The following is a 23,378-nucleotide window of genomic DNA, read 5'->3' on the forward strand; positions in this document are numbered from 1 at the left end:
GTGGCCGGTCGTGCGCGCAATCAGGCGGCGGCGAACACGCCGCAGGCGATGCGACCGCCCGAATTGCCCGACGGGTCGGTCTTATAGTCATCGGCATTGGCATGGATGACGAAGGCCGAACCATCGGCGTCGAGCATCCCGTCGATCGTGCCGGCGGGCAGCATGATCGTGACCGATCCGGTGCCGTCGGCGCCGATGGTCAGATTGGGTGCGTCGCCGGCATGGGGGCCTGCCGGATTGCTCGTGCCGTGCTGCTTGGACGTGGGGTTCCAATGGCCGCCGGCGGTGGTGAAATCGGGCGCGTCGCAGCGGCCGGTGGTGTGGACATGCGCGCCGTGGATGCCGACGGGCATGCCGCGCGCATCGATGCGGATCTGGATGCCGCCATTCATTTCGGTCGCGGTGACGGTGCCGACATCGGCGCCGGTCGCGGTGCGCAGCGGTGCGGTGGCGCTGCGGCCGGCGGTGGCGCCGGCTCCGGTGGTGGTGGTGCAGCCGGCGAGCGCGGTGGCGGCAAGGGCGGTCAGGATGGTGGCACGCAGCATGGTCGCAGTCCCCTTTGATCTGGTGACGGAATGATCGGAGATGGTCGGCGGTTCCTTTATTGCGGCATCGCGCCGGCGAGCAGCAGCGGGTCGATGCGCGCGTCGTGCCACTTCATGCCCCAGTGGAGATGCGGGCCGGTGGCGCGGCCGGTGGCGCCGATGGCGCCGACGACCTGGCCCTGGGCGACGCGGTCGCCGGGCTTCACGTCGATGCGCGAGAGGTGGAGGAAGGCGCTGTTCAACCCCATGCCGTGGTCGATCATCAGCAAATTGCCTTCGAGGGTGAAGGGCGTGGACGCAGCGAGGATGACGACGCCATCGGCGGGCGCGGCAACGGGGGTGCCGGTCGGACGGGCGACGTCGACGCCGGAATGATAGGCGCCGGGTTCGCCGGCATAGATGCGCTGCGACCCGAACAGGCCGGAGATGCGGCCGCTGGCGGGCCAGACGAAGCGCTGCCGCCAGCCCTGCGCGTCGCTCGCCTTGTCACGGGCGGCGGCGATCTGCGCCAGTTCGGGGGCGCGGCGGCGCTGAAATTCGGCGGAGGGTTGCGACACGCGCGGCAGGGTCGGCAGCCGCTCGATCCGCCATGCGCGCGGGGCGATGGCGAGAGTGCGGACCAGCGGGCGGCCATCGGGCAACGTCGCGAGGAGCGTGGCGGCGGGGCCGGCGTCGCGATCGAACGCGATCAGGAACGCGCCGTCGGGGGCGACGGCGACCGGCTGTCCGTTCAGGGTCAGCGTCGTGCCGGGCGGGACCCGTCCGGTCATCGCCGCGCCCTGCCCCGGCGTGCCGTCGAGTGTGATCGCGGGCTGCGCCGCCAGCAGCAGCGCGGCGGCGAGCGCGATCACAGCGGGGCCAGCGCCTTTGTCGATGCTTCGGCGTCGACATAGGCTTCCTGCCGATCCGCGCTCCAGTAGCGCAGTTCGTCGAGCGGGATGCGCGCGCCGGTGACCGCGCAGGTCACGAAGTCGCCATCGACCAGCACCCGGAAATTATTGGTTAGATATTGCAGCTTCGCGGGGCGGCTTTCGGATTTCAGCATCGGGTCCGGTTCTACAGCAAGGTGGGTTGGGTCGGTTCGACATAGGCGCGGCCGGGGGTGCGCTCAACCTTCGCCTCGAGCATGCCGTCGCCGAAATGGAGCTGCAGCGCGCCTGCCGAGCGGGCTTCGGCGGCGGAGGTGACCGTCTTGCCGCTGGTGCGGGCGGTGACGCGGACATAGCCTTTCTGCAGCAGATTGTCGGGATCGACCTGCGCCAGCATCCGCGCCGTCCCCTCGAACTGCGCGCGCGCCTGTGCCAGCCGCTGGGTAAGCATCGCTGGGCGGAGCGCATGGCCGTGGCGGTCGAGATTGCGGCGCGCGGTCGCGACGCGGCGTTCGAGCGCCAGCGACAGGCGGGCGGCGACGTCGTCGAGCCGCTGACGCTGCGGCCCAAGCAACGCGTCGCGGCGGGGCATCACGCGGACCAGCGCCGCCAGTTGCTCGCTGCCGCGCTGGTGATAGCGGCGGACGATGCGCTGGGTGCGCAGCGACAGGGTAGCGATATTGTGGGCCAGTTCGGCGCGGACCGGCACCGCGATCTCGGCGGCGGCGGTCGGGGTCGGCGCGCGCAGGTCGGCGGCGTGATCGCACAGCGTCGTATCGGTTTCGTGACCGACCGCCGAGATGACCGGGATCGGCGAGGCGGCGACGGCGCGGACGACGATCTCCTCGTTGAACGACCACAGATCCTCGATCGACCCGCCGCCGCGCGCGACGATCAGCAGGTCGGGGCGGCGGACCGGACCGTCCTCCGGCAACGTCCCGAACCCTTGGACCGCCCGCGCGATCTCCGCGGCCGAGCCTTCGCCCTGGACCTTGACCGGCCAGACGATGACATGGGTCGGGCAGCGATCCTCCAGCCGGTGCAAGATGTCGCGGATCACTGCGCCGGTCGGCGAGGTGACGATGCCGATGGTGCGCGGCAGGAATGGCAGGCGGCGTTTCTTCGCCGGGTCGAACAGCCCCTCCCCCGCCAGCTTCGCCTTCAATTTCTCGAGCAGCGCCATCAGCGCGCCTTCGCCCGCCAGTTCCATCCGGTCGATCACGATCTGGTAGCGCGAACGGCCGGGATAGGTGGTCAGCTTGCCGCTGGCGATCACCTCGACCCCGTCCTGCGGGGTGAACGGCAGGCTGCCCGCCGATCCGCGCCACATCACCCCGTCGATCAGCGCCGAATCGTCCTTCAGGCACAGATAGACATGGCCCGACGATGCGCGCTTATAGCCCGAAATCTCGCCGCGCAGGCGGACGCGGCCGAATTCGCCCTCGACCATGCGTTTGAGGCGACCGGCCAGTTCGGACACGCTTTCGGGCGCGGCGTTGTCGCCGGGCTGTTGCTCGGCTACGAGCCGGCTCGACTGAAAACCGGGGAAGCGATCGTCCATGAATGTCCTGTTGATCGGATCGGGTGGGCGCGAACATGCGCTGGCGTGGAAGCTGGCGCGTTCGCCGCTCCTAGGTACGCTTTATGCCGCACCGGGCAACCCCGGCATCGCGCAAGTCGCCACGCTGGTGCCGCTCGACGTCGCCGATCACGCCGCGGTGGTGCGCTTCTGCGTCGAACGGGCGGTCAAGCTGGTGGTGGTCGGACCGGAAGCGCCGCTGGTTGCGGGGCTGGCCGACGATCTGCGCAGCAGCGGCATCGCGACCTTCGGCCCGTCGGCCGCGGCGGCGCAGCTCGAAGGATCGAAGGGGTACACCAAGGATTTGTGCCGCGAGGCCGATATCCCGACCGCCGGCTATGTCCGCGTCACCGATCTCGATAGCGCGATCGCCGCCCTCTCCCCCTTTTCGCTTCCCGTCGTCATCAAGGCCGACGGGCTGGCGGCGGGCAAGGGCGTGACGATCGCCATGGACCGGACCGAAGCGGAGGACGCACTGGCCGCGATCTTCGAGAAGCCCGGCGGCGAGGCGGTGATCGAGGAATTCCTGGCGGGTGAGGAAGCCAGCCTGTTCGTGCTGACCGATGGCGTGTCGCTGATGCCGTTCGGATCGGCGCAGGACCATAAGCGCGTCGGCGACGGCGATACCGGTCCGAATACCGGCGGCATGGGCGCCTATTCGCCCGCGCCGGTGCTAACCCCCGAACTGGAGCGGCTGGCGATCGATACCATCGTCCGCCCGACCGTCGCGGCGATGGCGGCGCGCGGCACGCCCTATTCGGGGGTGCTTTATGCCGGGCTGATGCTGACCGAGCGCGGCCCCAAGCTGATCGAATATAATGCGCGGTTCGGCGATCCCGAATGCCAGGTGCTGATGGCGCGGCTCGACAGCGACCTGTTGCCGCTGTTGCTGGCGGTGGCCGAAGGGCGGCTGGCCGAGGCGGAAGCGCCGGTCTTTTCGAGCGATAGCGCGCTGACGGTGGTCATGGCCGCGCCGGGATATCCCGGCACGCCCGAGACCGGCCGTCCGATCGGCGGCATCGATGCGGCGGAAGCGGCGGGCACGACCGTGTTCCATGCCGGAACCCGGATGGGCGATGCGGGCGTTGTCACCGCCGGAGGCCGGGTGCTGGCCGTCACCGCGCGCGGGGCGACCGTCACCACCGCACAGGCCGCGGCGTATCGCGGTGTCGATGCGCTCGACTTTCCGGGCTTCTGCCGCCGCGACATCGGCTGGCGCGAAGTCGCACGTGAGAATGAGAACAGGCAGGATTGAACCATGCAGGATAGCGGTACGACCCCGTTGCAATCGCCGGGATTTCTGGGCGCGCTGACCACGGTGCATTTCGTCATCATCGCCATCCTGGCGGTGCTGGCGATCATCGGCATCCTGTATGGCATGAAGCTGTCGCGCGAACGACGGGCGGCGACGCGCGAACTGGAGGATGCGGGGCATCTGGAGCGGACCGGCGATGCGCCGAGCGAACCGGTTGCGCCGCCCGCGCCGACGCGGGTCGAACCGGTGGCGCCGGTCGTGCAGGAACCGGTCGCGCCGGTCGTAGAGGAACCGGTCGCGCAGGGCATGCCGGAACCCGTCACGACGCCGCTGGAACAATCGGTCGTCCCGCCGGAACCGCCCATCGTTGCCGCCGAACCCGCCCGGGCGCCCTTCGTCGAGACCGCCGCGCCGGTGGTGCCGGCCACGCCGGCGGGTACCGATCTGACGCGATTGAAGGGGCTGGGTCCGAAGGTCGCGGCGATGCTGGTCGAACAGGGCATTCCCGATATCGCGACGCTGGCACGGTTGCAGCCGGGCGAGGCGGACGCGGTGGCGGCACGGCTCGGGACCTTCGCGCCGCGCTTGGCGAAGGATCGCTGGGTCGAACAAGCGCGCTATCTGGCGGCGGGCGATATCGCCGGGTTCGAGGCGGTGTTCGGGAAATTGTGACGGGGGAGCGCGACAGATCGTGACGATTCGTCAGCGCGATCGTGCGAATGCCGGCTTGCGCCGAGACGGTCGCCGTTCCAGCCGCCGTTTCGCCGCCAGCACGACGAACAATATCGCCGGCCAGAACACCGAATAGGTAAAGTCGGCCATGGTATCGGGCCAGCGCCACGACCCGAAATTCAGCCGGTTCAGCACCTCGTTCGCCGTCGCGACGAGGACGACGATCAGCAACGGGACCGGATGCGACAGCGGATAGCGGGTAATGAGCCGCGCGAGAATCAGCACGGCCATGCCGGCATGAATGTGCAACACCGGGTCCGACGCATCGGTGTTGTCGCGGATCCACTGTACCAGCGCCGCATATTCCGATGAAATCTGCATGACCGGAAACTACCATCCGGCCATATTGCAACGCAACATCCGCATCGCGTCGCAGCATCGTCCAAAGGTCGACTTGCCTTGTTCGGCCAACAGCTTGCCGATCTTGCTCCCGTCGATATCGATGATCGTAACTGGCTAATCCCACTACGGAAAACCGGCTCACGATGGAAAGCGGCAAATCGCGCCCAAGGGGTTTTAGTGAACGGGGATATGCCGCCTGACGGCATCAACCAGATCGTCGAGCGTTCGGTCCGTTCCAATCGTGTTCAGTGCGACGTCGCCATAGCCCATGGATTTGGACAGCGCTGCGCCGCGCACGGCGAAGCGGGTGCGGAATTCCGGTTGCCGGTTTAGCCAGAGACACAGATACCGTTGCCGTCCCTGCCGAAGCACTTCGGCATGGCGTATCTCCTGCCATGCGATCAGGTCGTCGCTCCACGCGCGCCAGCATATACCGTGTCCCGAAACCTCGATCTCGATTCCGCGACCGCGGCGCAAGCGGCCGAGGACGATCAGGCCGACCGCTCCGAACCCCAGAATGGCCACCAGCCCGACCACGCCGAATATCACGTCGCCGTCTATGATCATCAGAACGCCGATCGCGGCGAACAGGAGTGGCAGAATTAGAAGGCCGAGCAATCGCAGAGGTGAGGATCGCGCAACCCACATCCGCTACTCGACCTGTTCGACCAACAGCTTGTCGATCTTGCGCCCGTCCATGTCGACGATTTCGAAGCGCCAGCCCTGTTCGGTGAAATGCTCGCCCTCGGTCGGAAGATGCTTGAGGATGGCGAGCGCGAGGCCGGCGACGGTCGCATAGTCGCGGTCCTCGGGCAGGTCGATGCCGATGCGTTCGGCAAGCTGGTCGGCCGGGGTCTGGCCCGAGACCAGCAGCGACCCGTCGTCACGGCGCACGATATGCGGGTGATCGCCCTCCTCCGCGTCCGATGCGAAATCGCCGGCGATCGCGCGCAGCAGGTCGGCGGGGGTCACGATCCCTTCGAAATGGCCATATTCGTCGTGGACAAGGCCCATCGGCACGGCGGCGCGGCGGATCGCCTGCAGCGCGTCCATCGCGTCGACCTGATCGGGCAGCACCGGCGCTTCGTGGAGCAACGTGCGCAGGTCGAGCGGTTCGCCCCGGCACAGCGCCGCGACGATATCGCGCGCCTGCACCACGCCGATCACCGCGTCGACCGATCCTTCGGCAATCGGCAGGCGGGTGTGCGGCGTCGCCGCCATCGCCGCGCGGATGCCGGCTTCGTCGAGGGTGACGTCGAGCCATTCGACCTCGGTGCGTGGCGTCATGACCTCGCGCACCGGGCGGTCGGCGAGGCGGACGACGCCCGAGATGATCGAGCGTTCATGTTCCTCGATCACGCCCGATTTGCTGGCTTCGGCGACCAGCAGGTGCAGTTCCTCCGCCGTCACCCGGTTTTCGGACTCACGGTTCATGCGCAGCAGCTTGAAGATCAGCGACGACGTCGTGTCGAGCAGCCAGACGAACGGCGCGGTGATCCGCGACAGCCACAGCATCGGCAGTGCGACCAGCACCGCGATCGGCTCCGGGCTGCGCAATGCGAACTGCTTGGGCACCAGTTCGCCGATGACGAGGCTGGCGAAGGTGGTCACGCCGATCACCACGCCGAAGCCGACATTCTCGGCCAGCGAGGGCGGCAGGCCGAGCAGCACCATCCGTTCGCCGACCGGCCCGCCGAGGCTGGCCCCCGAATAGGCGCCCGACAGGATGCCGATGAGGGTGATGCCGATCTGGACGGTCGACAGGAACTTGCCGGGATCGTCGGCCAGTCGCATCGCGGTGGCGGCACCGCGCCCGCCGGCGCGCGCCAGTCCCTCCAGCCGGGCCTTGCGCGCGGACACGATGGCGAGTTCGGACATGGCGAACACGCCGTTCAACGCCACCAGCGCGAGGATGATGACGACGTCGAACCAGGGGAAGGGTGAGAGAGGTTCCATCGAACTGACCCACCCATGCCGCAATGCCGCGTCCGGCACAACCGGCGAGTCGTGCCCGCGACACGATTTGATGAACGCATCGGTCAGCGTCCGTTCAAAACGGTTGCGGAACAACGACCCGCCTGCCCGGTTTTCCCGGGCGACGATGAAATCGAATACCATGGAGGATATGATGGCGGCTCGTTCGAAAATGTGGGTGGCCGGCGCGCTGTCGGCGGCGATGCTGACCTCGGCCTGCGTCACCGACCCCGAAACCGGGCAGCGCAGCATCTCGCGCGCGGCGATCGGCGGCATCGGCGGCGCGGTCGGCGGCTATCTGCTCGGCGACCTCGTCGGCGGCCGGCGCGACCGCACCGAAAAGATCCTCGGTGCGGGCATCGGCGGTTTGGCCGGGGCCGGCATCGGCGCCTATATGGACAAGCAGGAGCGCGACCTGCGCGCCCGCACCGCCGGCACCGATGTCGAAGTGACGCGGCGTGGCGACGATCTGGTGCTGAACATGCCCTCGGGCATCACCTTCGCGACCGACAGTGCCAATGTGCAGCCGCAGTTCCGGCCGACGCTGGATCAGGTGGCGGACGTGCTGAAGGAATATAACCAGACCTATATCGACGTGTACGGCCATACCGATTCGACGGGATCGGACGCGTACAACCAGACGCTGTCGGAACGTCGTGCGGGAGCCGTCGCGAGCTATCTGACCAGCCAGGGCGTGCAATCGGCGCGGATCGGCACGCGCGGCTTCGGCGAGACGCAGCCGATCGCGTCGAACGAAACCGAGGAAGGCCGGTCGGAAAACCGGCGGGTCGAGATCAAGATCGTGCCGATCGCGCAGAACGACCTGCGCTAGATCCTGATCCGGCAAAGCCGGATAGGAGCGGTGCCGGCCCGCTCCCCCTCCCGACCACCCACAGTGTATCCTGAATGGGTGGCCGGGTGGGGGAGCGGGCCGGCACCGCATTGATCCAGCCTTGCTGGATCCGCCTCAGCATCGCCGCTGCCCGAAAAAGTCGCGGAGCAGCGCCGCGGCCTCGACCTCGCCGATCCCCGAATAGATGTCGGGGCGGTGGTGGCAGGTCGGCTGCCCGAAGAAGCGCGGGCCATGGGCGACCGCCCCGCCCTTCGGATCATCGGCGCCATAATAGAGCCGGGCGATGCGAGCATGGGCGATGGCCCCGGCGCACATCGCACAGGGTTCGAGCGTGACCCAAAGGTCGCAGTCTTCCAACCGGTCGCGTCCCAGCGCCTGCGCAGCCGCGCGGATTGCGAGCATCTCGGCATGGGCGGTCGGGTCGTTCAGCGTGCGCGGCGCGTTGGCGGCGGTCGCGATCACCCTGCCCTGTCGCAGCACGACCGCGCCGACCGGCACCTCGCCGGCGTCGGCCGCGGCACGGGCGGCGGCGAGCGCCGCCTGCATGGGGGATGCGTCGAACATCGCGCATCCCCTTGCCAGCCGGGACCGGCGGCGGCCAGCGGGTTATTGCGCGTTGGCGGGACGCTCGACCTTGATCGCGGGCACCTCGACCGTGCGGTTGACGGTGCCGACATCGACCCGGCCGACATCGACGTCGAACTTCGGCGCCTGCCCGCCCTCGAGCCTGACCTGCGGCATCGAGGCCGGGCGCGTCTGGTCGATGCCGATGAAACCAAAGGCCATCAGGGCGGCAACGATCAGCGCCGCGACGCCCAGCAGAACCAATATTGCGCGCATTCCGCCACTCCCTTGCGACTTGCCACTATCCGAATCGATGGCGTAACAACGCGGCGGCGGCGGCGAGGGTTGCACGCGCGGCGGACGGTTGACGTCCGCGCCGTTCGACGCTATCCGCGCCGTCTTTCCGGGGCATGTGTCCCGACACAGAATCAGGATCAACATCATGTCGCGCATCTGCGAGCTGACCGGCAAGGGCCGGCAGGTGGGTCACAATGTTTCCCACGCCAACAACAAGACCAAGCGCACCTTCCTGCCGAACCTGCAGAATGTGACGCTGATGTCGGAAGCGCTGGAGCGGTCGATCCGCCTGCGCGTGTCGACGCACGGCCTGCGCTCGGTCGAGCATGTCGGCGGCCTCGACAACTGGCTGCTCAAGACCCGCGACGACGACCTGTCGCTGCGCGCCCGTCGCCTGAAGCGCGACGTCGCGAAGAAGGTTGCCACCGCCGCATAAGCGGTTCGGGTGACGCGAGATATGCCCCCGGCGCCCCAGCGGCGCCGGGGGTTTTGTCGTCGATGACGGCGGGGCGCGTTCGGGAATGGCCGTCAAGGTGCGCCTGACACGCCGGGGCCGAGGTCATCGGCTTAGACCGTTGCTTCGCTTGGCTCCGGGCCCCCGCCTGCGCGCGGGCACTATGGGGTCAGCGGCGGTTCCGCTTCGGCTTCGGCTTCCACGACTCGGGCAGCGGGCCGACCGCGAATTTCAGCAGCAGCGAGCGTTGCAGCATCGATTGGTTGTCGTCGGTCGCCAGCCACAGGATCAGGCGGCCGTTTTCGCGGGTGAGAGCCATCGCCTCGAAATTGTCGTGCAACGTCGGCGGAGCGAGCCGGGCGAGCGTACGGCCGCGTAGCGACTGGTCGGGACGGACGCCGCGGATGTCGACGAGTTCGATGCCGGTGGTGAAGAAGTCCTTCAGCCGCGTCCGGCGGGTCAGCACCAGCAGCCGCCCGTCGGGCAATTGCACCGCGTCGGTGTTCACGAAACTGGCGGGCGGCGCGTAGCGGAAGCCGTAGCGCGGCGTCCGCGGATCGGTAGGATCGCCGAGGAAGCGGATCGCGCTGTAGCCGCGCCGCCCCTTCTTGCCGTTGCTTTCGCTAAGCACGATCACGCTGCCGTCGTGCAGTTGCGCCATCGCCTCCGCACCGCTGTTCGCCGACCATTCGGCCATGAGGCGCGGGGCGGCATGCGATAGCGGACGCGACAGGTCGGCGTTGAAGCGCCAGATCTGGTTATGGCGTTCATAGCCGACCAGCACCGACCCGTCGGGGCGGACCGCGAGCGATTCGGTGTCGCGGTCGCGTTTTTCCCAGCCGGTGCCGGGCCCGGCGATCTCGCGCACCGCGACGTCGCGCGGGGTCCAGTCGGCGCCCATGGTGAACTGCACCAGCGATCCGCCGTCGGACAACAGGCTGAACCGGTCGCCATCGACATGCATCGACGAAAAGCCGCCAAATGCCGGATCGTTGCCGCGCAGGACCACGCCGCCGAGATAGGTGAACGGCCCCAGATCGCGCCGCTTCGAGTTTTTGGGATAGAGCGCGACCCGTTCGGCGGTGATCGTCGGCACCTTCGCATAGAGCGGCAGGCGTTCGGACCCGCTCCAGCCGGGGACCAGCAGCAGCACCGCGAATAGGACGAAGAGAACCCGCATCGCCCCGGCTGTAGCGTCCCATGCCCCAAGCGCCAGTGGCGTTTGCCCGCGCAGACGCTACAGCCGCGACGAAATGTGCGTGGAGACCGTTATGCCTGCCGATGTCGTCGACCTGACCTGCCGCCTGATCGCCTGTGACAGCGTGACCCCGGCGACCGGCAGCGTCTTCGACGTGCTGGAGACCGAACTGACGGCGATCGGCTTTGCGGTCGACCGGTTCACGGTCGGCGAGGCGCCCGACGGGCCGGTCGAAAATTTGCTGGCGGTACGCGGGACAGGCGGCCGGCATTTCGCCTTTGCCGGCCATGTCGATGTCGTGCCCGCCGGTACCGGATGGCAGGGCGATCCGTTCGGCGGCACGATCCGCGACGGGCTGGTGTTCGGGCGCGGCGCGGTCGACATGAAGGGCGCGGTCGCGGCGTTCGTCGCGGCGGCGGCGCGAGTACCGGTCGATGCGGGCACGATCAGCCTGATCATCACCGGCGACGAGGAAGGACCGGCGGTCTATGGCACCCGCGCGCTGATCGATCACATGGCCACGCGTGGCATCAGACCCGATTTGTGCCTGGTCGGCGAGCCGACGTCGCAGCACCAGCTGGGCGACATGATAAAGATTGGGCGGCGCGGGTCGGTCAATATCTGGATCGACGTGCCCGGGCGGCAGGGGCATGTCGCCTATCCGCATCTGGCCGACAACCCGATCACCCCGTTGATCGCGGCGCTGCACGAGATCGAGGGCATCGTGCTCGATGGCGGCAATGCGTGGTTCCAGCCGTCGAACATCGAGATCACCGACCTGACCGTCGGCAACCCGGCGACCAATGTCATTCCCGGCCATGCGGCGGCGCGGCTGTCGATCCGGTTCAACGACGAACAGCGCGGCGACGCGCTGGTCGAGCGGATCACAGGCATCGTGCGGTCGCATGCGCCGGACGCGCAGGTGGTCGGACGGGTATCGGGCGAGGCGTTCCTGACCGCGCCGGGCGCGTTCTCGACGCTGATCGCCGATGCGATCGGCAAGCATACCGGGCTGGCGCCGGAATTGTCGACGACCGGGGGCACGTCCGACGCACGCTTCCTGTCGGCGCTGTGCCCGACGGTCGAGTTCGGGCTGCTCAACGCGACGATGCACAAGGTGGACGAGGCGGTGGCGATCGACGATTTGCGGCTGCTGGAGGCGGTGTATGTCGATATCGTGCGGGCGGCGTTGGCGGGGGAGTAGGCCCGCTCGTCGTCATTCCTGCGCAGCCGAGACCTTTGCCAAAATTTTCCACCCATCCTGAAACCCTTCCGTACCCCCGCGCAGGCGGGGGTCCAGGGCCAAGCAAGACAACGGTTTGCGAGTGTGACTCTGGATCCCCGCCTTCGCGGGGATACGATAAAGCGGACAGTTATATAGGTCTCGACTGCGCGGGAGTGACGAAGCCCGGTCAGTTGACCTTGTAATAGCCCTTGTACCACTGCGCGAAACGGCCGAGCCCCTCGGCCAGCCGCACTTTCGGTTCATAGCCGGTCAGCGCGTGGAGTTGCGACACATCGGCATAGGTCGAGGTGACGTCACCGGGTTGCATCGGCTTCATGATCTTCACCGCCTCGCGCCCGATCGCGTGTTCGAGCGTTTCGATCATGTCCATCAGCCCGACCGGCTGGCTGCCGCCGATATTGAGGACGCGGTGGCCGCCCGGCTCGGGCGGATGGTCGAGCGCGCCGACAATGCCGTCGACGATGTCGTCGATATAGGTGAAATCGCGGGCCATGCGGCCTTCGCCGAACACCTCGATCGGTGCTCCCGCGACGATTTTGTTCGTGAAGCTGAAATAGGCCATGTCGGGCCGGCCCCATGGGCCATAGACGGTGAAGAAGCGCAGGCCGGTCTGCGGCATGCGATACAGATGCGCGTACGACTGGCTCATCAATTCGCAGGCGCGCTTGGTCGCGGCATAGAGCGAGACCGGGCGATTGGCCGGTTCATCCTCGCGAAACCCCTCCCCGCCCATCGGCTTGTCGCCATAGACCGAACTGGACGAGGCATAGACCAGATGTTCGAAGCCGGGGGCGTGACGGCACGCCTCGAGGATGGCGAGATGGCCGCCGACGTTCGAGCGTTCATAGGCGAAGGGGTTGTCGATGCTGTGCCGGACCCCCGCCTGCGCCGCCAGATGGACGACGCGGCGCACGCCATGATCGCGGACCAGCGCGGCGACCGCATCGGCATCGGCGACGTCGATCCGGTGAAAGGCGAAGCCGTCGACCCCGTCGAACGTCGCGAGGCGCGCTTCCTTCAGCGTCACGTCGTAATAGTCGTTGACGATGTCGATGCCGAGCACCCGTTCGCCGCGCGCGAGCAGACGATGGGCGACGGCATGGCCGATAAAGCCGGCAGCGCCGGTCACCAGAATCGGTACTGACATCAGCAGCGCCCCGTCACGAGGCGAGCCGATGGAACGATCGGGGTCGCCGGACCCGGTCCAAGGTTGCGCATCGTCCGTTTCCTTTACCGCAACATGTTGATATCGTGCCGCGGTGCAACATCGGCATACGCATGAAGACACAATGGAGCACGTAGCATATCGGCCATCCCCCGCCATGCAAGTCGCATGGTCGCCAGGACAGCGAGCTATGCCGGGGGCCGTTAATAAATTGGCATGGTCGTCTTGCTATCGCCTTTCCATGGACTTGGGCGGTCGGAGCGGCGGGGCTGGACCTGTCGGACCGGACGATCTAATGCACTGCCGGTCAACGACCTTGCCCGGCACCGCAACGCCAGGGGATCTGGGCCGGCACAAGGCGAACGCGGCAGGTGCCGGGATCGTCGGGCCAACGGGGAACAGGGACGGATGACTTTCGCTGCCGATCTCGCCCCGCGGGGCCATGCGCCCGATGCCGACGTCCTCGCCGCATTGCGGCACGCGCTTCCCGCTGCTGCGGTCGCGACCGACGTGCCGCTGGCGTCGCTCGGCCGCTGGGGGATCGGTGGGCCGGCCGATATCGTCGTCACGCCGCAATCGGTCGACACGCTGGCCGCCGCATTGGCGATGATCGCCGCGCACGACGCACGCCATATCGTGATCGGCGACGGGTCGAACCTGTTGTTCGACGATGCCGGGTTTCGCGGCGTCGTGCTGCGCATCGGTCGCGGACTGGGCGGCATCCGCCGGCTGGACGAAGCGACGGTCGAGGCGGGCGCGGGCATGTGGGTGCCGGCGTTCGTACGGCAGGTGATCGATTGGGGCATGGCCGGCGCGGTCCATGCGATCGGCATTCCGGGCACCCTGGGCGGCCTCGTCACCATGAACGGCGGCAGCCAGCGCCGGGGCATCGGCGAGAATGTCGTGCATGTCGATGCGATCGACCATCAGGGTCGCATGCACCGGCTGACACAGGAGCAGCTCGACTATCGCTATCGCGCGTCGCGATTGCAGCGCGGCGATCTGATCGTCGTGTCGGCACAGTTGCGCTTCACGCCCGGCGACGCTCGTGAAATGCGGCGCGAGGCGTTGTCGATCCTGGCCGCGCGGCGGGCCAAATTCCCGCGGGTGCGCGCCAATTGCGGTTCGGTGTTCGTCAGCGATCCCGCGCTCTATGCGCAGATCGGCCCGCCCGGACTCGCCATCGAACGCGCGGGATTGAAGGGCGTAGCGGCGGGCGGCGCGCAGATTTCGCCCGACCACGCCAATTTCATCGTCAATAACGGCGGCGCGCGGGCCGAGGACGTGTTGCAGCTGATCCGGCTGGCACGGCGATCGGTCGCCGACCTGTCGGGCATTGCCATGGACGCCGAAGTCCGCCACCTCGCCCCCGACGGCGTCATGCGTCCCGCGCATGAAGTGGCCGAACTGCTCGGCGACCGGGCGCTGCCGGGAGCCATTGCATGACCGACCAGCCTTTCGACGCCGCCCAGCCGACCGACCGCATCCTGACCGTCGAGCCGTCGCAGCTCGAAGGCATCGTCACGGTGAGCGGCGCCAAGAACAGCGTGTTGCGGCTGATGGCGGCGTCGCTGCTGACGCCCGAGCGGATCGTGCTCGACAATTATCCGCAAGGACTGCTCGACGCGCAGGTTCATGTCGGAATGCTGGAGGCGCTGGGCAAACGCTGCACCGTCGCGCACGGCGCGCTGACCATCGAGGAAGCCGCGCCGCCGCCGAGCGAACTGGTGTGGGACGGGCGGTCGATCCGCAACACATTGCTGATCCTCGGCGCGCTGGTCGCACGGACCGGGGCCGGCAGCGTCCCCCTGCCCGGCGGATGCGATCTGGGCGGGCGCGGCTATGACCTGCACGAACTGGTGCTGACCCGGCTAGGCGCGCGGGTGTGGGGCAAGGATGGTCGGCTCTTTGCCGAGGCGCCGGACGGGCTGACCGGCGCGGAAATCGTGCTGCCGCTGCGATCGACCGGCGCGACCGAGAATGCGCTGCTGGTCGCGTCGCTGGCAAAGGGCACGACGCGGTTGTGGAACCCGCATATCCGGCCCGAAATCCTCGACCTGTGCGCGTTCCTGCGCACGATGGGGGCGACGATCACGGTATTCGGGCAGGAGAGCATCGAGATCACCGGCGCGCCCGACCTCGCCGGGACCGGTTGGCGGGTGATGCCCGACAATATGGAAGCGATGACGTGGCTGGTCGGGTCGGTCATCACCGGCGGCGACGTCGAGATCCGCGACTTTCCGTTCGAGGATCTCGAAGTGCCACTGATCTTCCTGCGCGAAAGCGGCGCGCGGATCTTTCGCGACGGCAATGTCGCGATCGTCCGGTCGGGCCGGCCCTATCCGGTCGAAATCAGCACCGGCCCCTATCCGGGGATCAATTCGGACATGCAGCCGCTGTTCGCGGCGCTCGGCGCCTGTGCGCGCGGCGAATCGCGGATCGTCGACCTGCGGTTCGCCGGGCGCTATGCCTATCTTCCCGATTTCGGGCGGATGGGGGTCGAGAGCTTCGTACGCGACGGCACCGCGCATATCATCGGCACGCAGACGCTGGTCGGGGCCGATGTCCGCGCCGCCGATCTACGCGCGGGTGCGGCACTGGCATTACTTGGTATGAAAGCCGCGGGACAGACACGGATCAGCGATGCGTGGCAGATCGAACGCGGCTATGATAAATTTCTCGAGAAGGCGCGCAGTCTTAACGCTACGCTTGCCTATCATGGTTCATAACGCGCGCACATAACTGGCCCGTTTTAAAGGGATTCGGCTTCTTCCCATGTCCTACGAATCGAACCCGTTGCAGGCAGCCCTGCGCAAATGCCGGCGGCATTTCATCGCCACCGGCATCTTTTCAGGGCTGATCAACATCCTGTACCTCGTGCCCTCGATCTTCATGTTGCAGGTGTACGACCGGGTCGTGCCGACGCGCGGCACGGCGACGTTGCTGGTCCTGTCGCTGATCCTCGCGATATCGCTGATCGTCTTCGCAGCACTCGACACGGTGCGTATGAAGCTGCTGCTCCAGGCAAGCATGCGGCTGGAAAAGATGGCGGCGGGCAACATCCTGCACCGCATTCTCGGCGCCAACGGCGCGACGCCGGCGCAGCGGGCGCAGGCGATGCGCGATTTCGACACGCTGCGCGGCACGCTGACCGGGCCGGCGATCATCGCGATGTTCGACGCGCCATGGGCGCCGATCTACATCATCATCTCGTACCTGCTCCACCCGCTGATCGGATTGCTGGCGCTGCTCAGCTCGGCGCTGCTCATCACGCTGGCGGTGCTCAGCGACAAGACGACCAAGGGGCGGCTGAACGAGGTCGGGCAGCGGACCAACATGGCGTATCGTTCGCAGGATTATTCGATCCAGGCGTCCGAAGTCGCCCGCGCGCTGGGCATGCGCAGCGCGCTGGTCACTCGCCATCTGGTCGAACGCGCCGATCTGGTCCGGGCGCAGGGCGATATCGCCGGCACGTCGGGCATCTTCCTCGCGATCACCAAATTCTTCCGCCTGTTCCTGCAGTCGATGGCGCTGGCGCTGGGTGCCTATCTGGCGATCAACCAGCAGATTTCGGGCGGCGCGATCTTTGCGGCGTCGCTGATCCTCGGCCGCGCGCTGCAGCCGGTCGAACAGATCCTCAACGCGCTGAAGAACGTCATCAGCGCGCAGAACGCCTATAAGGGTCTGAACGAGTTCTGCCGCCTGCCCGACGTGACGGTGCAGCGCACGTCGCTGCCCGATCCGCTCGGGCGGATCGAGGTCGACAACCTGACCGTCCGCGTTCCCGGATCGGACCGGGTGCTGCTCAACAAGCTGAGCTTCACCATCGAACCGGGCACGATCGTCGCGCTGGTCGGGCCGTCGGGCGCCGGCAAGTCGACGCTGCTGCGCGCGCTGGCCGGAGCGATCGACCCCGACGAGGGCGAGATCCGCGTCGACGGCGCCAGCCTGAACGACTGGAACCGCGAGGAGCTGGGCCGGCATCTGGGCTATATGCCGCAGACGCCGACACTGTTCCCGGCGACGGTCCATTCGAACATCTCGCGCTTCCGCCAGTTCGAAGGATTGAGCGGCCAGGAGCTGGACGCGCAGGTGGTGACCGCCGCGCAGCTGGCCGGGGCGCACGACCTGATCCTGCGGTTCGAACGCGGGTACGACACGCAGCTGGCGATGCGCGAGGGCGGCGGCCTGTCCGCCGGGCAGCGGCAGGTCGTGGCGCTGGCGCGCGCGCTGTTCGGGTCGCCGCGCATCCTGTTCCTCGACGAACCCAATGCGCATCTCGACATCAGTGCCGAGGGGCGGTTGATGGAAACGCTCGCCCATCTGCGCGAACGCGGCGCGACGGTGGTCGTGTCGACGCACCGCACCGGCCTGTTGCAGGCGGTCGACAAGGTGATGCTGCTGCGCGACGGCGTGATCCAGATCTATGACGATCGCAGCAAGGTGATCCGCCCGGCGGCACCGCAGATGGAACAGCAGGGCGCGGGTGCGCCGGGCGGCGCAACCCCGCCCCCGGCAGGCAAGGGACCGGCGACCCCGCCGCCCGCCCCGCCGCTGCCGGGCAATGACGGGACGGATGCCGCGGCCGGCGGCAACCGCGCCAATGGAGGTGAAGCGTGAGCGGCGAATTGGTCAATGCCCCCCAGTCGGGGCAGAATATCATACCGGTGTCGCAAGCGATCCGCGAACGGCTGGAAATCGACGATTCGCCCAACAAGGCGCTGCGCACCGGCATCATCATCGCCGTGCTGTTCTTCGTCGTGCTGCTGGGTTGGGCATCGTTCGCCCGACTCGACGCGGCGGCGGCGGGCGATGGCCGGGTCGTGGTGTCGGGCAACCGCCAGACGGTACAGCATCGCGACGGCGGCTATGTCGAGCATCTCGACGTCCGCGAGGGTCAGCACGTCAAGCAGGGGCAGGTCATCATCCGCCTGCGCGGTGCCGAGGTCCAGGCGACCGAGCGCGCGCTGGCGGGCAGCGTGATCGACCTGCAGGCGCAGCGCGCACGGCTGGAATCGGAGATTCGCGGCACGCCGATCCAGTGGCCGGCGAGCTTCGCGCAGGCGACCGGGGACGACCGCATCCTTGTCGAACGCGCCAAGACGTTGCAGCTTGCCCAGCAGAACGCCCGCAACAATGCGCTGGCGGCCAACCGCGCCGTGATCCGCCAGCAACAGGCCGAAGCATCGCAGAGCATCGGCGGTTTTTCGGCGCAGGCACGTGCCACCGCCGAACAGCGTCGCTCGCTCGAGGAACAGCTGGCCAGCACCAAGCGGCTGGCCGATGAAGGCTATGTGTCGCGCAACTCGGTCCGCCAGATCGAACGCTCGATCCAGCAGTTGCAGGGTGCCGATGCCGATTATGCATCGCGTGCCGCCGCGGCGCGCGAACAGGTCGGGCAGGCCCGCGAATCGTCGATCGCGACGTCGCGCCGCTATGTCGAGGACGCGGCGCCCCTGCTGCGCGACACGCAGTTCCAGCTGAACGAGGTCATGCCGAAATGGCTGGCCGCCAAGGAACAGCTGGAACGCACCGTCATCCGCGCGCCGGTATCGGGGCGCGTCGTTGAACTGCGCGTGTTTTCCGAAGGCGGCGTGGTGCAGGCGGGGCAACCGATCCTCGACATCGTTCCCGATGCCGCGCCGCTGGTCGTGCGCGCCAATTTCGACCCGAGCGACATCGACGGCGTCTATGAAGGGCGTCAGGCCGAAGTGAAGTTCCTGAACCTGCACGAACGCGATCTGCCGATCCTGCTCGGCAATATCCGCAACGTGTCGGCGGACAGCCTGGTCGATGAAAAGTCGGGCCGCAGCTACTTCACCGCCGAAATCGTCGTACCGCAGTCGCAGATCGCGATGCTGAAGGAAGTGCGTGGCGCCGACACCGGCATCCGCGCCGGTGTGCCGGTCAGCGTGCTGGTCAAGCTGCGTCCGCGCACCGCGCTGCAATATATGCTCGATCCGCTGACCGAGGCATTCCGCCGGTCGCTGCACGAGCGTTGATCGACCGTGCCGGACGCGCGCAAACGCGCCGCGTCCGGCACTTATCATGGTTACATCCGTCGGGCGCTGCGATAAGGATCGCGGCATCGACACGACCGCCCGCCCGGACAGGGAAGCCGGGGGATGGTCCTGACAAGGGGGATTTTATGCCGGCGGGATTTGGTTCGCGAGCAATGCTGCTGCTGTCGGTCGCGCTGACCGGAGTCACGCCGGCGATGGCGCAGGTCGCGCGCCCGACGACGCGGCCGGTCACCCGGCCGACGCCGCCCGCCCCGGCCGCGATGCGGTCGGATCCGGTATCGCTGGAAATGCCGACGCTGCCGGCCGACCCGACTGCGCGGACCGAGACGCTGGCCGAGGCGGTCGCCGATGCCTATCGCCACAATCCCCAGCTCGAGGCACAACGTGCCCAGCTGCGGGCGATCGACGAGACCGTGATCCAGGCAAGCTCGCCCTACCGCCTGCGCTCGAGCGTGGTCGGCACGGTACGCTATCAGGAACAGGTCCAGCGCCAGATCTTCTTCAACGACCTCGTCACCAACCGGAATCGTGCGACCGGTGCGTCGCTGACCGCGTCGCAGATCCTGTTCAATGGCGGGCGCACCGCCGCGCAGGTCTCGGCGGCGGAAGCCGACGTGCTGTCGGCGCGCGAACGGCTGCGCGAGGTCGAAAGCTTCATCCTGTTCGAGGTCGTCGATGCCTATGCATCGGTGCTGCGCGACCAGACGCTGATCGCGATCCAGCGCCGCTCGGTCGATTCGTACCAGCGGCAGGTCGATCAGGCACAGGCGCGCGAACGTGCCGGCGACCTGACCCAGACCGACATCAACCAGGCACAGGCACAACTCGGCCTCGTGCAGGCGCAGCTGGCGCAGGGCGAGGCGAATCTGCAGCGCAGCCGCGCACGTTTTGCCGCGGCGGTCGGCCGCAATCCGGGCAATCTTACTCCGCCGCCGATCCTGCCGGGTATTCCGGCCTCGATCGACCTCGCCTATCGCGGTGCGGAACAGGAAAGCCCGGCGCTGTGGCAGGCGATCCTGAACGAACGCGGTGCGCGGGCGCGCGTCGCCGCCGAGCGTGCGGAGCGCAATCCGGTGCTCAGCGCCGATGCGTCGATCGGGATCAACGACCCGAACGGCATCGGATTCGACAATCTGCGGCGCGGCGCGAGCGCATCGGCGACGCTGACCGTGCCGCTGCTGACCGGTGGCGTCGTCGATTCGCGCGTCCGGGCGGCGCTGGCCAACCAGCAGGCACAGGCCTTCACCGTCGAGGCGACCCGGCGCGGCGTGACGTCGCAGGTGCAACAGGCATGGAACCAGACGATCTCGTCGGGCGAACAGCAAAGCATCGGCCTGCGCAGCGTCGAGGCGGCGGCCCGCGCGCTGGAGGGTGTCCGGCGCGGGTTCCAGGAAGGCTTCCGGTCGAACTTCGAAGTGCTCGATTCGGAACAGCGGCTCCTGAACGCGCAGCAGCTGGTCGCGAATGCCGAATATCAGCGCTACAGCTCGCAGGCGACGCTGCTGACCTATATCGGCCGGCTGGAAACCGCGCTGCTCAATCCGGGTGCCGCGACCTATGACATGGAGCGCAACCTGAAGAAGCAGAAGGCGATGCAGATCGATCCCTTCCAGCCCTTCGTCAGCGTGCTCGACAAGCTGGCGCGCGCGCCCGACGATCCCAAGGCGCCGCCGGAAGTGCCGGTCGCCGGCCCGCCGAACCTGCTGCCGCCGACCGCCCCGCTGCCCGGCCGTCCGCTCGGCACCGGACTGCCGATGCTCGGCGATCCGGGCGCGGTCGCGCTGCCGCCCGAAGATGCCGCGCCGCCCTCGACGCGGCGCAACCCGGCGGCGGTGCGCAAGGAGGATTGAGGTCGGTTCGCGCCCGGGCTTCGGGTCCGGTCGCGGGTTTGACCGGGCGTTGGGGTTGGCAGTAGGAAAGCGCTAGGCGGACCTTGCCAGCGTGCTGGCTAGTACAGCTTGACTGAGGCTGGGGCGAGCCAAAGGCTCGCGCGCTCGCTTCGGCGAGCGCAACACCCCTCACCCAGCTCCGAATAAGCCTTTGCTCCGCAAAGACCAAGTCTGCGCAACCCTCTCCCCTCTTCGAGGGGCGAGGGGAATCTTGGCTTATCTGATTTACAATGCGGGCGTGAACCGGGCGACGGTACGTATGTTGACACCGCTCGGGCCGCGAAGGTCGATCGGTTCTTCAATGCCCGCGACGACCGTTGATCACCCGCACCCATCCGAGGCTACGCCGCTCCCCCTCTCCCGGCGGGAGAGGCAAGAGGCGCCTGTGTAGAAGGTCGCGCGCCGAACAAACGTGCCAACGTCGCGCCCACGCCGCCACCCAACAAAGCACTTTCCTACAGCCCGCCGTTTATGGAACGAAACATGAACGGTCCAGCCGGATCGCCAGCGGGAGAAAGTACATGTCCGATCCGTTCCAGTCCTTCACCGATTCGCCGGTCGGTCCGGCGCGCACCGCCAGTGCGGTAGTGCCGAGCGACAGCACAGCCCTGCCCCGTCTGCCCAAGGCGCTCTATATCGGCGGCGGCGGTGACGTGACGTTGCGGTGCGTCGACAGTGCCGCCGATGTGGTATTGAGCGCGGTGCCGGCGGGAAGCGTGCTGCCGGTGCGGGCGCAGTTCGTTCGGGCGACCGGCACCACCGCCACCGCGATCGTGGCGCTCGGCTGATGCTGGGGTTCGCATTGAACATCGCCGGGATACGCCCCCGGCGCAGGGCGACGCCATCGTGGCGCGGCCCGACCCGCGACCTGGTCGCGCGAATGGACCCGCCGCCGTCGTTCGAGCGAACGGCGCAGATCGACCGGCTGATCGGGGCGCTGATCGATGCCGATATCTGGAGCCGGCTCGATACGCTGCTGCTTCTGGCCGCGCATGGGCCGAAGGTGGCGCTGCTGAACTGGACCGGACGGCGCGACGCGGCGATCGGCGGCGGGGCGCCGGTGTTCGTCGCCGATCGCGGCTATTGGTGCGACGGACTGGACGACTGGATCGACACCGCATTGGTGCCGGTCTCGGCCACGCAGTTCCAGCGCAACGCGGCGATGATCGGCGCGTGGGTGCGCAAGGACGCGCGCAACCCGGCCGCACCGATCGGCACGATCACCGGCGGCTCGCTGCTGATCAACCCGCGCAATACCGGCAACGCCAGCACCGGCCGGCTGAACGGATCGACGCTGGTCGGCGGCGGTACCGTCGATTCCGGCTATGGCTTTACCGCCGTCGACCGCAGCAGTTCGTCGCGGCTGCGCCAGATCATCAACGGACGGGTGGCGGGCACGACCAATTCGGCATCATCGACCGCTCCGGCTTCGGCGACGGTCGGCATGGGACTGACCAACGACATCTATGCAGAGGGGCAGTTCTGCGCCTTCGTCGCCGGCGGCACGCTGTCCGATGCGCAGCATCAGACGCTGGCGGGCGCGCTCGCGACCTATATGCGCGATGTCGGCGTCGCCCCCCTGCCCGCGGTCACCAGCCGGACACTGGCGCCGGTGCAGGCGACCGCCCTGCCCGACGGGTCGGCGCCGATCGCTGTGGGCAGCGGCATGGCGGTCAGCGGCGTCACCCGCGATCTTGCCGGGCGCTGGTATCTGGGCAATGGCCGAGCGGCGCGAACGACGTTGCTGTTCACGCGGATGAAGCCCGATCTGTCGGCGATCGACGAAGAGTTCGACCTGACCCGCCTCGGCCTGTCGGCCGATTTCGCGGGATCGGTGCAGGGCATGACCTGCGACCGGACGACGGGGCGGATCTGGTTCCTGCTGAAGCAGGCGGGCAGCGGCGGCGACAAGACCTATCTGGCAAGTTTCGATCCGGCGGCCGGGGCGCTGTCGGGCACGCCGATCCAGGTCCTGCCGGGCGACAATGGCATCGCCTATGATGCGCGCCGCGACGGTTTCTGGATCGTGCGCGACCAGAACGAGCTGGTGCTTTACGATCGGCAGGGCCGGCCGCGTACTGGCGCGATCGAATTGCCGGCGAATAGCGACCATGGCTTTGTCGTCGAATCGGCGCAGGGCGACCATGCCGTCGGCGACCTGCTGATAAGCTTCGGTACGAATGGCGCGAACGGATCGGTGCTGCGGCTGCGCAGCGGTGATTATGGCGGGCCGAATCAGATCGGCATCGACGTGCTGACCGGGGCCGATTCGATCGAAGGCGTTCAAATTCTTGGCGATTCGCTGCTGGTTGCGAATGACGGCGCGACGAATTCGGGCAATCCCGCACGAAATCGACTGCTATCCTATCCGTTGTAATCGGGCGCCCGGCGCG

23 protein-coding genes are annotated in these 23,378 nt (G+C 67.8%); 12 read left to right on the top strand and 11 right to left on the bottom strand.

Going from position 1 to position 23,378, the window contains the following annotated elements; translation table 11 throughout:
* Positions 1–20 precede the first annotated feature (20 nt).
* Genes MF607_RS09885 through xseA form a run of 4 tightly spaced genes read right to left on the bottom strand, consistent with a single transcriptional unit; the run spans position 21 to position 2,975 of the window.
* Positions 21–545, bottom strand: coding sequence for a superoxide dismutase family protein (locus MF607_RS09885; protein WP_242118108.1), 525 nt, complete (start codon positions 543–545; stop codon positions 21–23).
* Positions 546–601: 56 nt separating this feature from the next.
* Positions 602–1,396 (bottom strand): M23 family metallopeptidase, encoded by a 795-nt coding sequence (locus MF607_RS09890; protein WP_431311925.1) that lies wholly within the window; start codon positions 1,394–1,396, stop codon positions 602–604.
* Entirely contained in the window at positions 1,393–1,590 is a 198-nt protein-coding gene (locus MF607_RS09895; protein ID WP_242118111.1) for a DUF2093 domain-containing protein, read from the bottom strand. Before MF607_RS09895 ends, MF607_RS09890 begins: the two co-directional genes overlap by 4 nt.
* A gap of 11 nt (positions 1,591–1,601) precedes the next feature.
* The gene (xseA, locus tag MF607_RS09900) at positions 1,602–2,975 is read right to left on the bottom strand and encodes an exodeoxyribonuclease VII large subunit (protein ID WP_242118114.1); all 1,374 of its coding nucleotides are present in this window, start codon (positions 2,973–2,975) and stop codon (positions 1,602–1,604) included.
* Here xseA and purD point away from each other — a divergent pair.
* Both purD and MF607_RS09910 read left to right on the top strand, forming a co-directional pair.
* Positions 2,974–4,248, top strand: coding sequence for a phosphoribosylamine--glycine ligase (gene purD, locus MF607_RS09905; protein ID WP_242118117.1), 1,275 nt, complete (start codon positions 2,974–2,976; stop codon positions 4,246–4,248). The two genes, xseA and purD, sit on opposite strands and share 2 nt — an antisense overlap.
* A 3-nt stretch (positions 4,249–4,251) precedes the next feature.
* Positions 4,252–4,920 (top strand): NADH-quinone oxidoreductase subunit E, encoded by a 669-nt coding sequence (locus tag MF607_RS09910; protein ID WP_242118119.1) that lies wholly within the window; start codon positions 4,252–4,254, stop codon positions 4,918–4,920.
* 30 nt (positions 4,921–4,950) lie between these two features.
* Here MF607_RS09910 and MF607_RS09915 read toward each other — a convergent pair whose 3' ends face one another.
* From MF607_RS09915 to MF607_RS09925, 3 genes are all read right to left on the bottom strand, one after another.
* On the bottom strand, positions 4,951–5,301 hold the full coding sequence (locus MF607_RS09915; RefSeq protein ID WP_242118121.1) for a hypothetical protein: 351 nt from the start codon (positions 5,299–5,301) through the stop codon (positions 4,951–4,953).
* A gap of 195 nt (positions 5,302–5,496) precedes the next feature.
* Complete coding sequence (locus MF607_RS09920; RefSeq protein ID WP_347340878.1) at positions 5,497–5,970, bottom strand: STM3941 family protein; 474 nt, start codon at positions 5,968–5,970, stop codon at positions 5,497–5,499.
* 3 nt (positions 5,971–5,973) lie between these two features.
* Entirely contained in the window at positions 5,974–7,278 is a 1,305-nt protein-coding gene (locus MF607_RS09925; RefSeq protein WP_242118481.1) for a hemolysin family protein, read from the bottom strand.
* 172 nt (positions 7,279–7,450) lie between these two features.
* Here MF607_RS09925 and MF607_RS09930 point away from each other — a divergent pair, with 172 nt between their 5' ends.
* The gene (locus tag MF607_RS09930) at positions 7,451–8,128 is read left to right on the top strand and encodes a YiaD family glycine zipper/OmpA-like lipoprotein (protein WP_242118125.1); all 678 of its coding nucleotides are present in this window, start codon (positions 7,451–7,453) and stop codon (positions 8,126–8,128) included.
* Between the two features lie 135 nt (positions 8,129–8,263).
* Here the strand turns inward: MF607_RS09930 and MF607_RS09935 are convergent, their stop codons facing one another.
* Together MF607_RS09935 and MF607_RS09940 are read right to left on the bottom strand one after the other, a co-directional pair.
* Complete coding sequence (locus tag MF607_RS09935; protein ID WP_242118484.1) at positions 8,264–8,695, bottom strand: nucleoside deaminase; 432 nt, start codon at positions 8,693–8,695, stop codon at positions 8,264–8,266.
* Between the two features lie 60 nt (positions 8,696–8,755).
* Complete coding sequence (locus tag MF607_RS09940) at positions 8,756–9,166, bottom strand: hypothetical protein (RefSeq protein WP_242118128.1); 411 nt, start codon at positions 9,164–9,166, stop codon at positions 8,756–8,758.
* Here MF607_RS09940 and rpmB point away from each other — a divergent pair.
* The gene (gene rpmB / locus MF607_RS09945) at positions 9,156–9,446 is read left to right on the top strand and encodes a 50S ribosomal protein L28 (RefSeq protein ID WP_242118130.1); all 291 of its coding nucleotides are present in this window, start codon (positions 9,156–9,158) and stop codon (positions 9,444–9,446) included. The genes MF607_RS09940 and rpmB overlap by 11 nt on opposite strands.
* A 187-nt stretch (positions 9,447–9,633) precedes the next feature.
* Here rpmB and MF607_RS09950 read toward each other — a convergent pair whose 3' ends face one another.
* Entirely contained in the window at positions 9,634–10,644 is a 1,011-nt protein-coding gene (locus MF607_RS09950) for an esterase-like activity of phytase family protein (RefSeq protein WP_242118132.1), read from the bottom strand.
* Between the two features lie 91 nt (positions 10,645–10,735).
* On the opposite strand from MF607_RS09950, the gene dapE reads away from it, so the two are divergent.
* The gene (dapE, locus tag MF607_RS09955; protein ID WP_242118135.1) at positions 10,736–11,866 is read left to right on the top strand and encodes a succinyl-diaminopimelate desuccinylase; all 1,131 of its coding nucleotides are present in this window, start codon (positions 10,736–10,738) and stop codon (positions 11,864–11,866) included.
* A gap of 208 nt (positions 11,867–12,074) precedes the next feature.
* On the opposite strand, the gene MF607_RS09960 is transcribed toward dapE, so the two are convergent.
* A complete protein-coding gene (locus MF607_RS09960) occupies positions 12,075–13,055 on the bottom strand; it encodes an SDR family NAD(P)-dependent oxidoreductase (RefSeq protein ID WP_242118138.1) in 981 nt (326 codons plus the stop codon).
* A gap of 426 nt (positions 13,056–13,481) precedes the next feature.
* Between MF607_RS09960 and murB the strand changes: the two genes are divergently transcribed.
* The 7 genes from murB to MF607_RS09995 all read left to right on the top strand — a co-directional run bounded on the left by murB (position 13,482) and on the right by MF607_RS09995 (position 23,362).
* Positions 13,482–14,519: a UDP-N-acetylmuramate dehydrogenase gene (gene murB, locus MF607_RS09965; RefSeq protein WP_242118140.1), complete on the top strand. Its 1,038-nt coding sequence runs from the start codon at positions 13,482–13,484 to the stop codon at positions 14,517–14,519.
* Positions 14,516–15,802 carry a UDP-N-acetylglucosamine 1-carboxyvinyltransferase gene (locus tag MF607_RS09970; RefSeq protein ID WP_242118143.1) on the top strand — a complete coding sequence of 429 codons (1,287 nt, stop codon included), beginning with the start codon at positions 14,516–14,518 and terminating at the stop codon, positions 15,800–15,802. Before murB ends, MF607_RS09970 begins: the two co-directional genes overlap by 4 nt.
* A 46-nt stretch (positions 15,803–15,848) precedes the next feature.
* A complete protein-coding gene (locus MF607_RS09975) occupies positions 15,849–17,693 on the top strand; it encodes a type I secretion system permease/ATPase (RefSeq protein WP_242118145.1) in 1,845 nt (614 codons plus the stop codon).
* A complete protein-coding gene (locus tag MF607_RS09980) occupies positions 17,690–19,075 on the top strand; it encodes an HlyD family type I secretion periplasmic adaptor subunit (protein WP_242118147.1) in 1,386 nt (461 codons plus the stop codon). Before MF607_RS09975 ends, MF607_RS09980 begins: the two co-directional genes overlap by 4 nt.
* Before the next feature lie 173 nt (positions 19,076–19,248).
* Complete coding sequence (locus tag MF607_RS09985) at positions 19,249–20,946, top strand: TolC family outer membrane protein (RefSeq protein ID WP_242118150.1); 1,698 nt, start codon at positions 19,249–19,251, stop codon at positions 20,944–20,946.
* A 560-nt stretch (positions 20,947–21,506) separates the two neighbouring features.
* On the top strand, positions 21,507–21,773 hold the full coding sequence (locus tag MF607_RS09990; protein WP_242118152.1) for a spike base protein, RCAP_Rcc01079 family: 267 nt from the start codon (positions 21,507–21,509) through the stop codon (positions 21,771–21,773).
* Positions 21,773–23,362 (top strand): hypothetical protein, encoded by a 1,590-nt coding sequence (locus MF607_RS09995; protein WP_242118154.1) that lies wholly within the window; start codon positions 21,773–21,775, stop codon positions 23,360–23,362. The genes MF607_RS09990 and MF607_RS09995 overlap by 1 nt, the downstream gene beginning before the upstream one ends.
* The last annotated feature ends 16 nt before the right edge of the window (positions 23,363–23,378 follow it).

The organism is Sphingomonas lacusdianchii, from assembly GCF_022664395.1.
In the GTDB taxonomy this organism is placed as follows: Bacteria; Pseudomonadota; Alphaproteobacteria; order Sphingomonadales; family Sphingomonadaceae; genus Sphingomonas; species Sphingomonas lacusdianchii.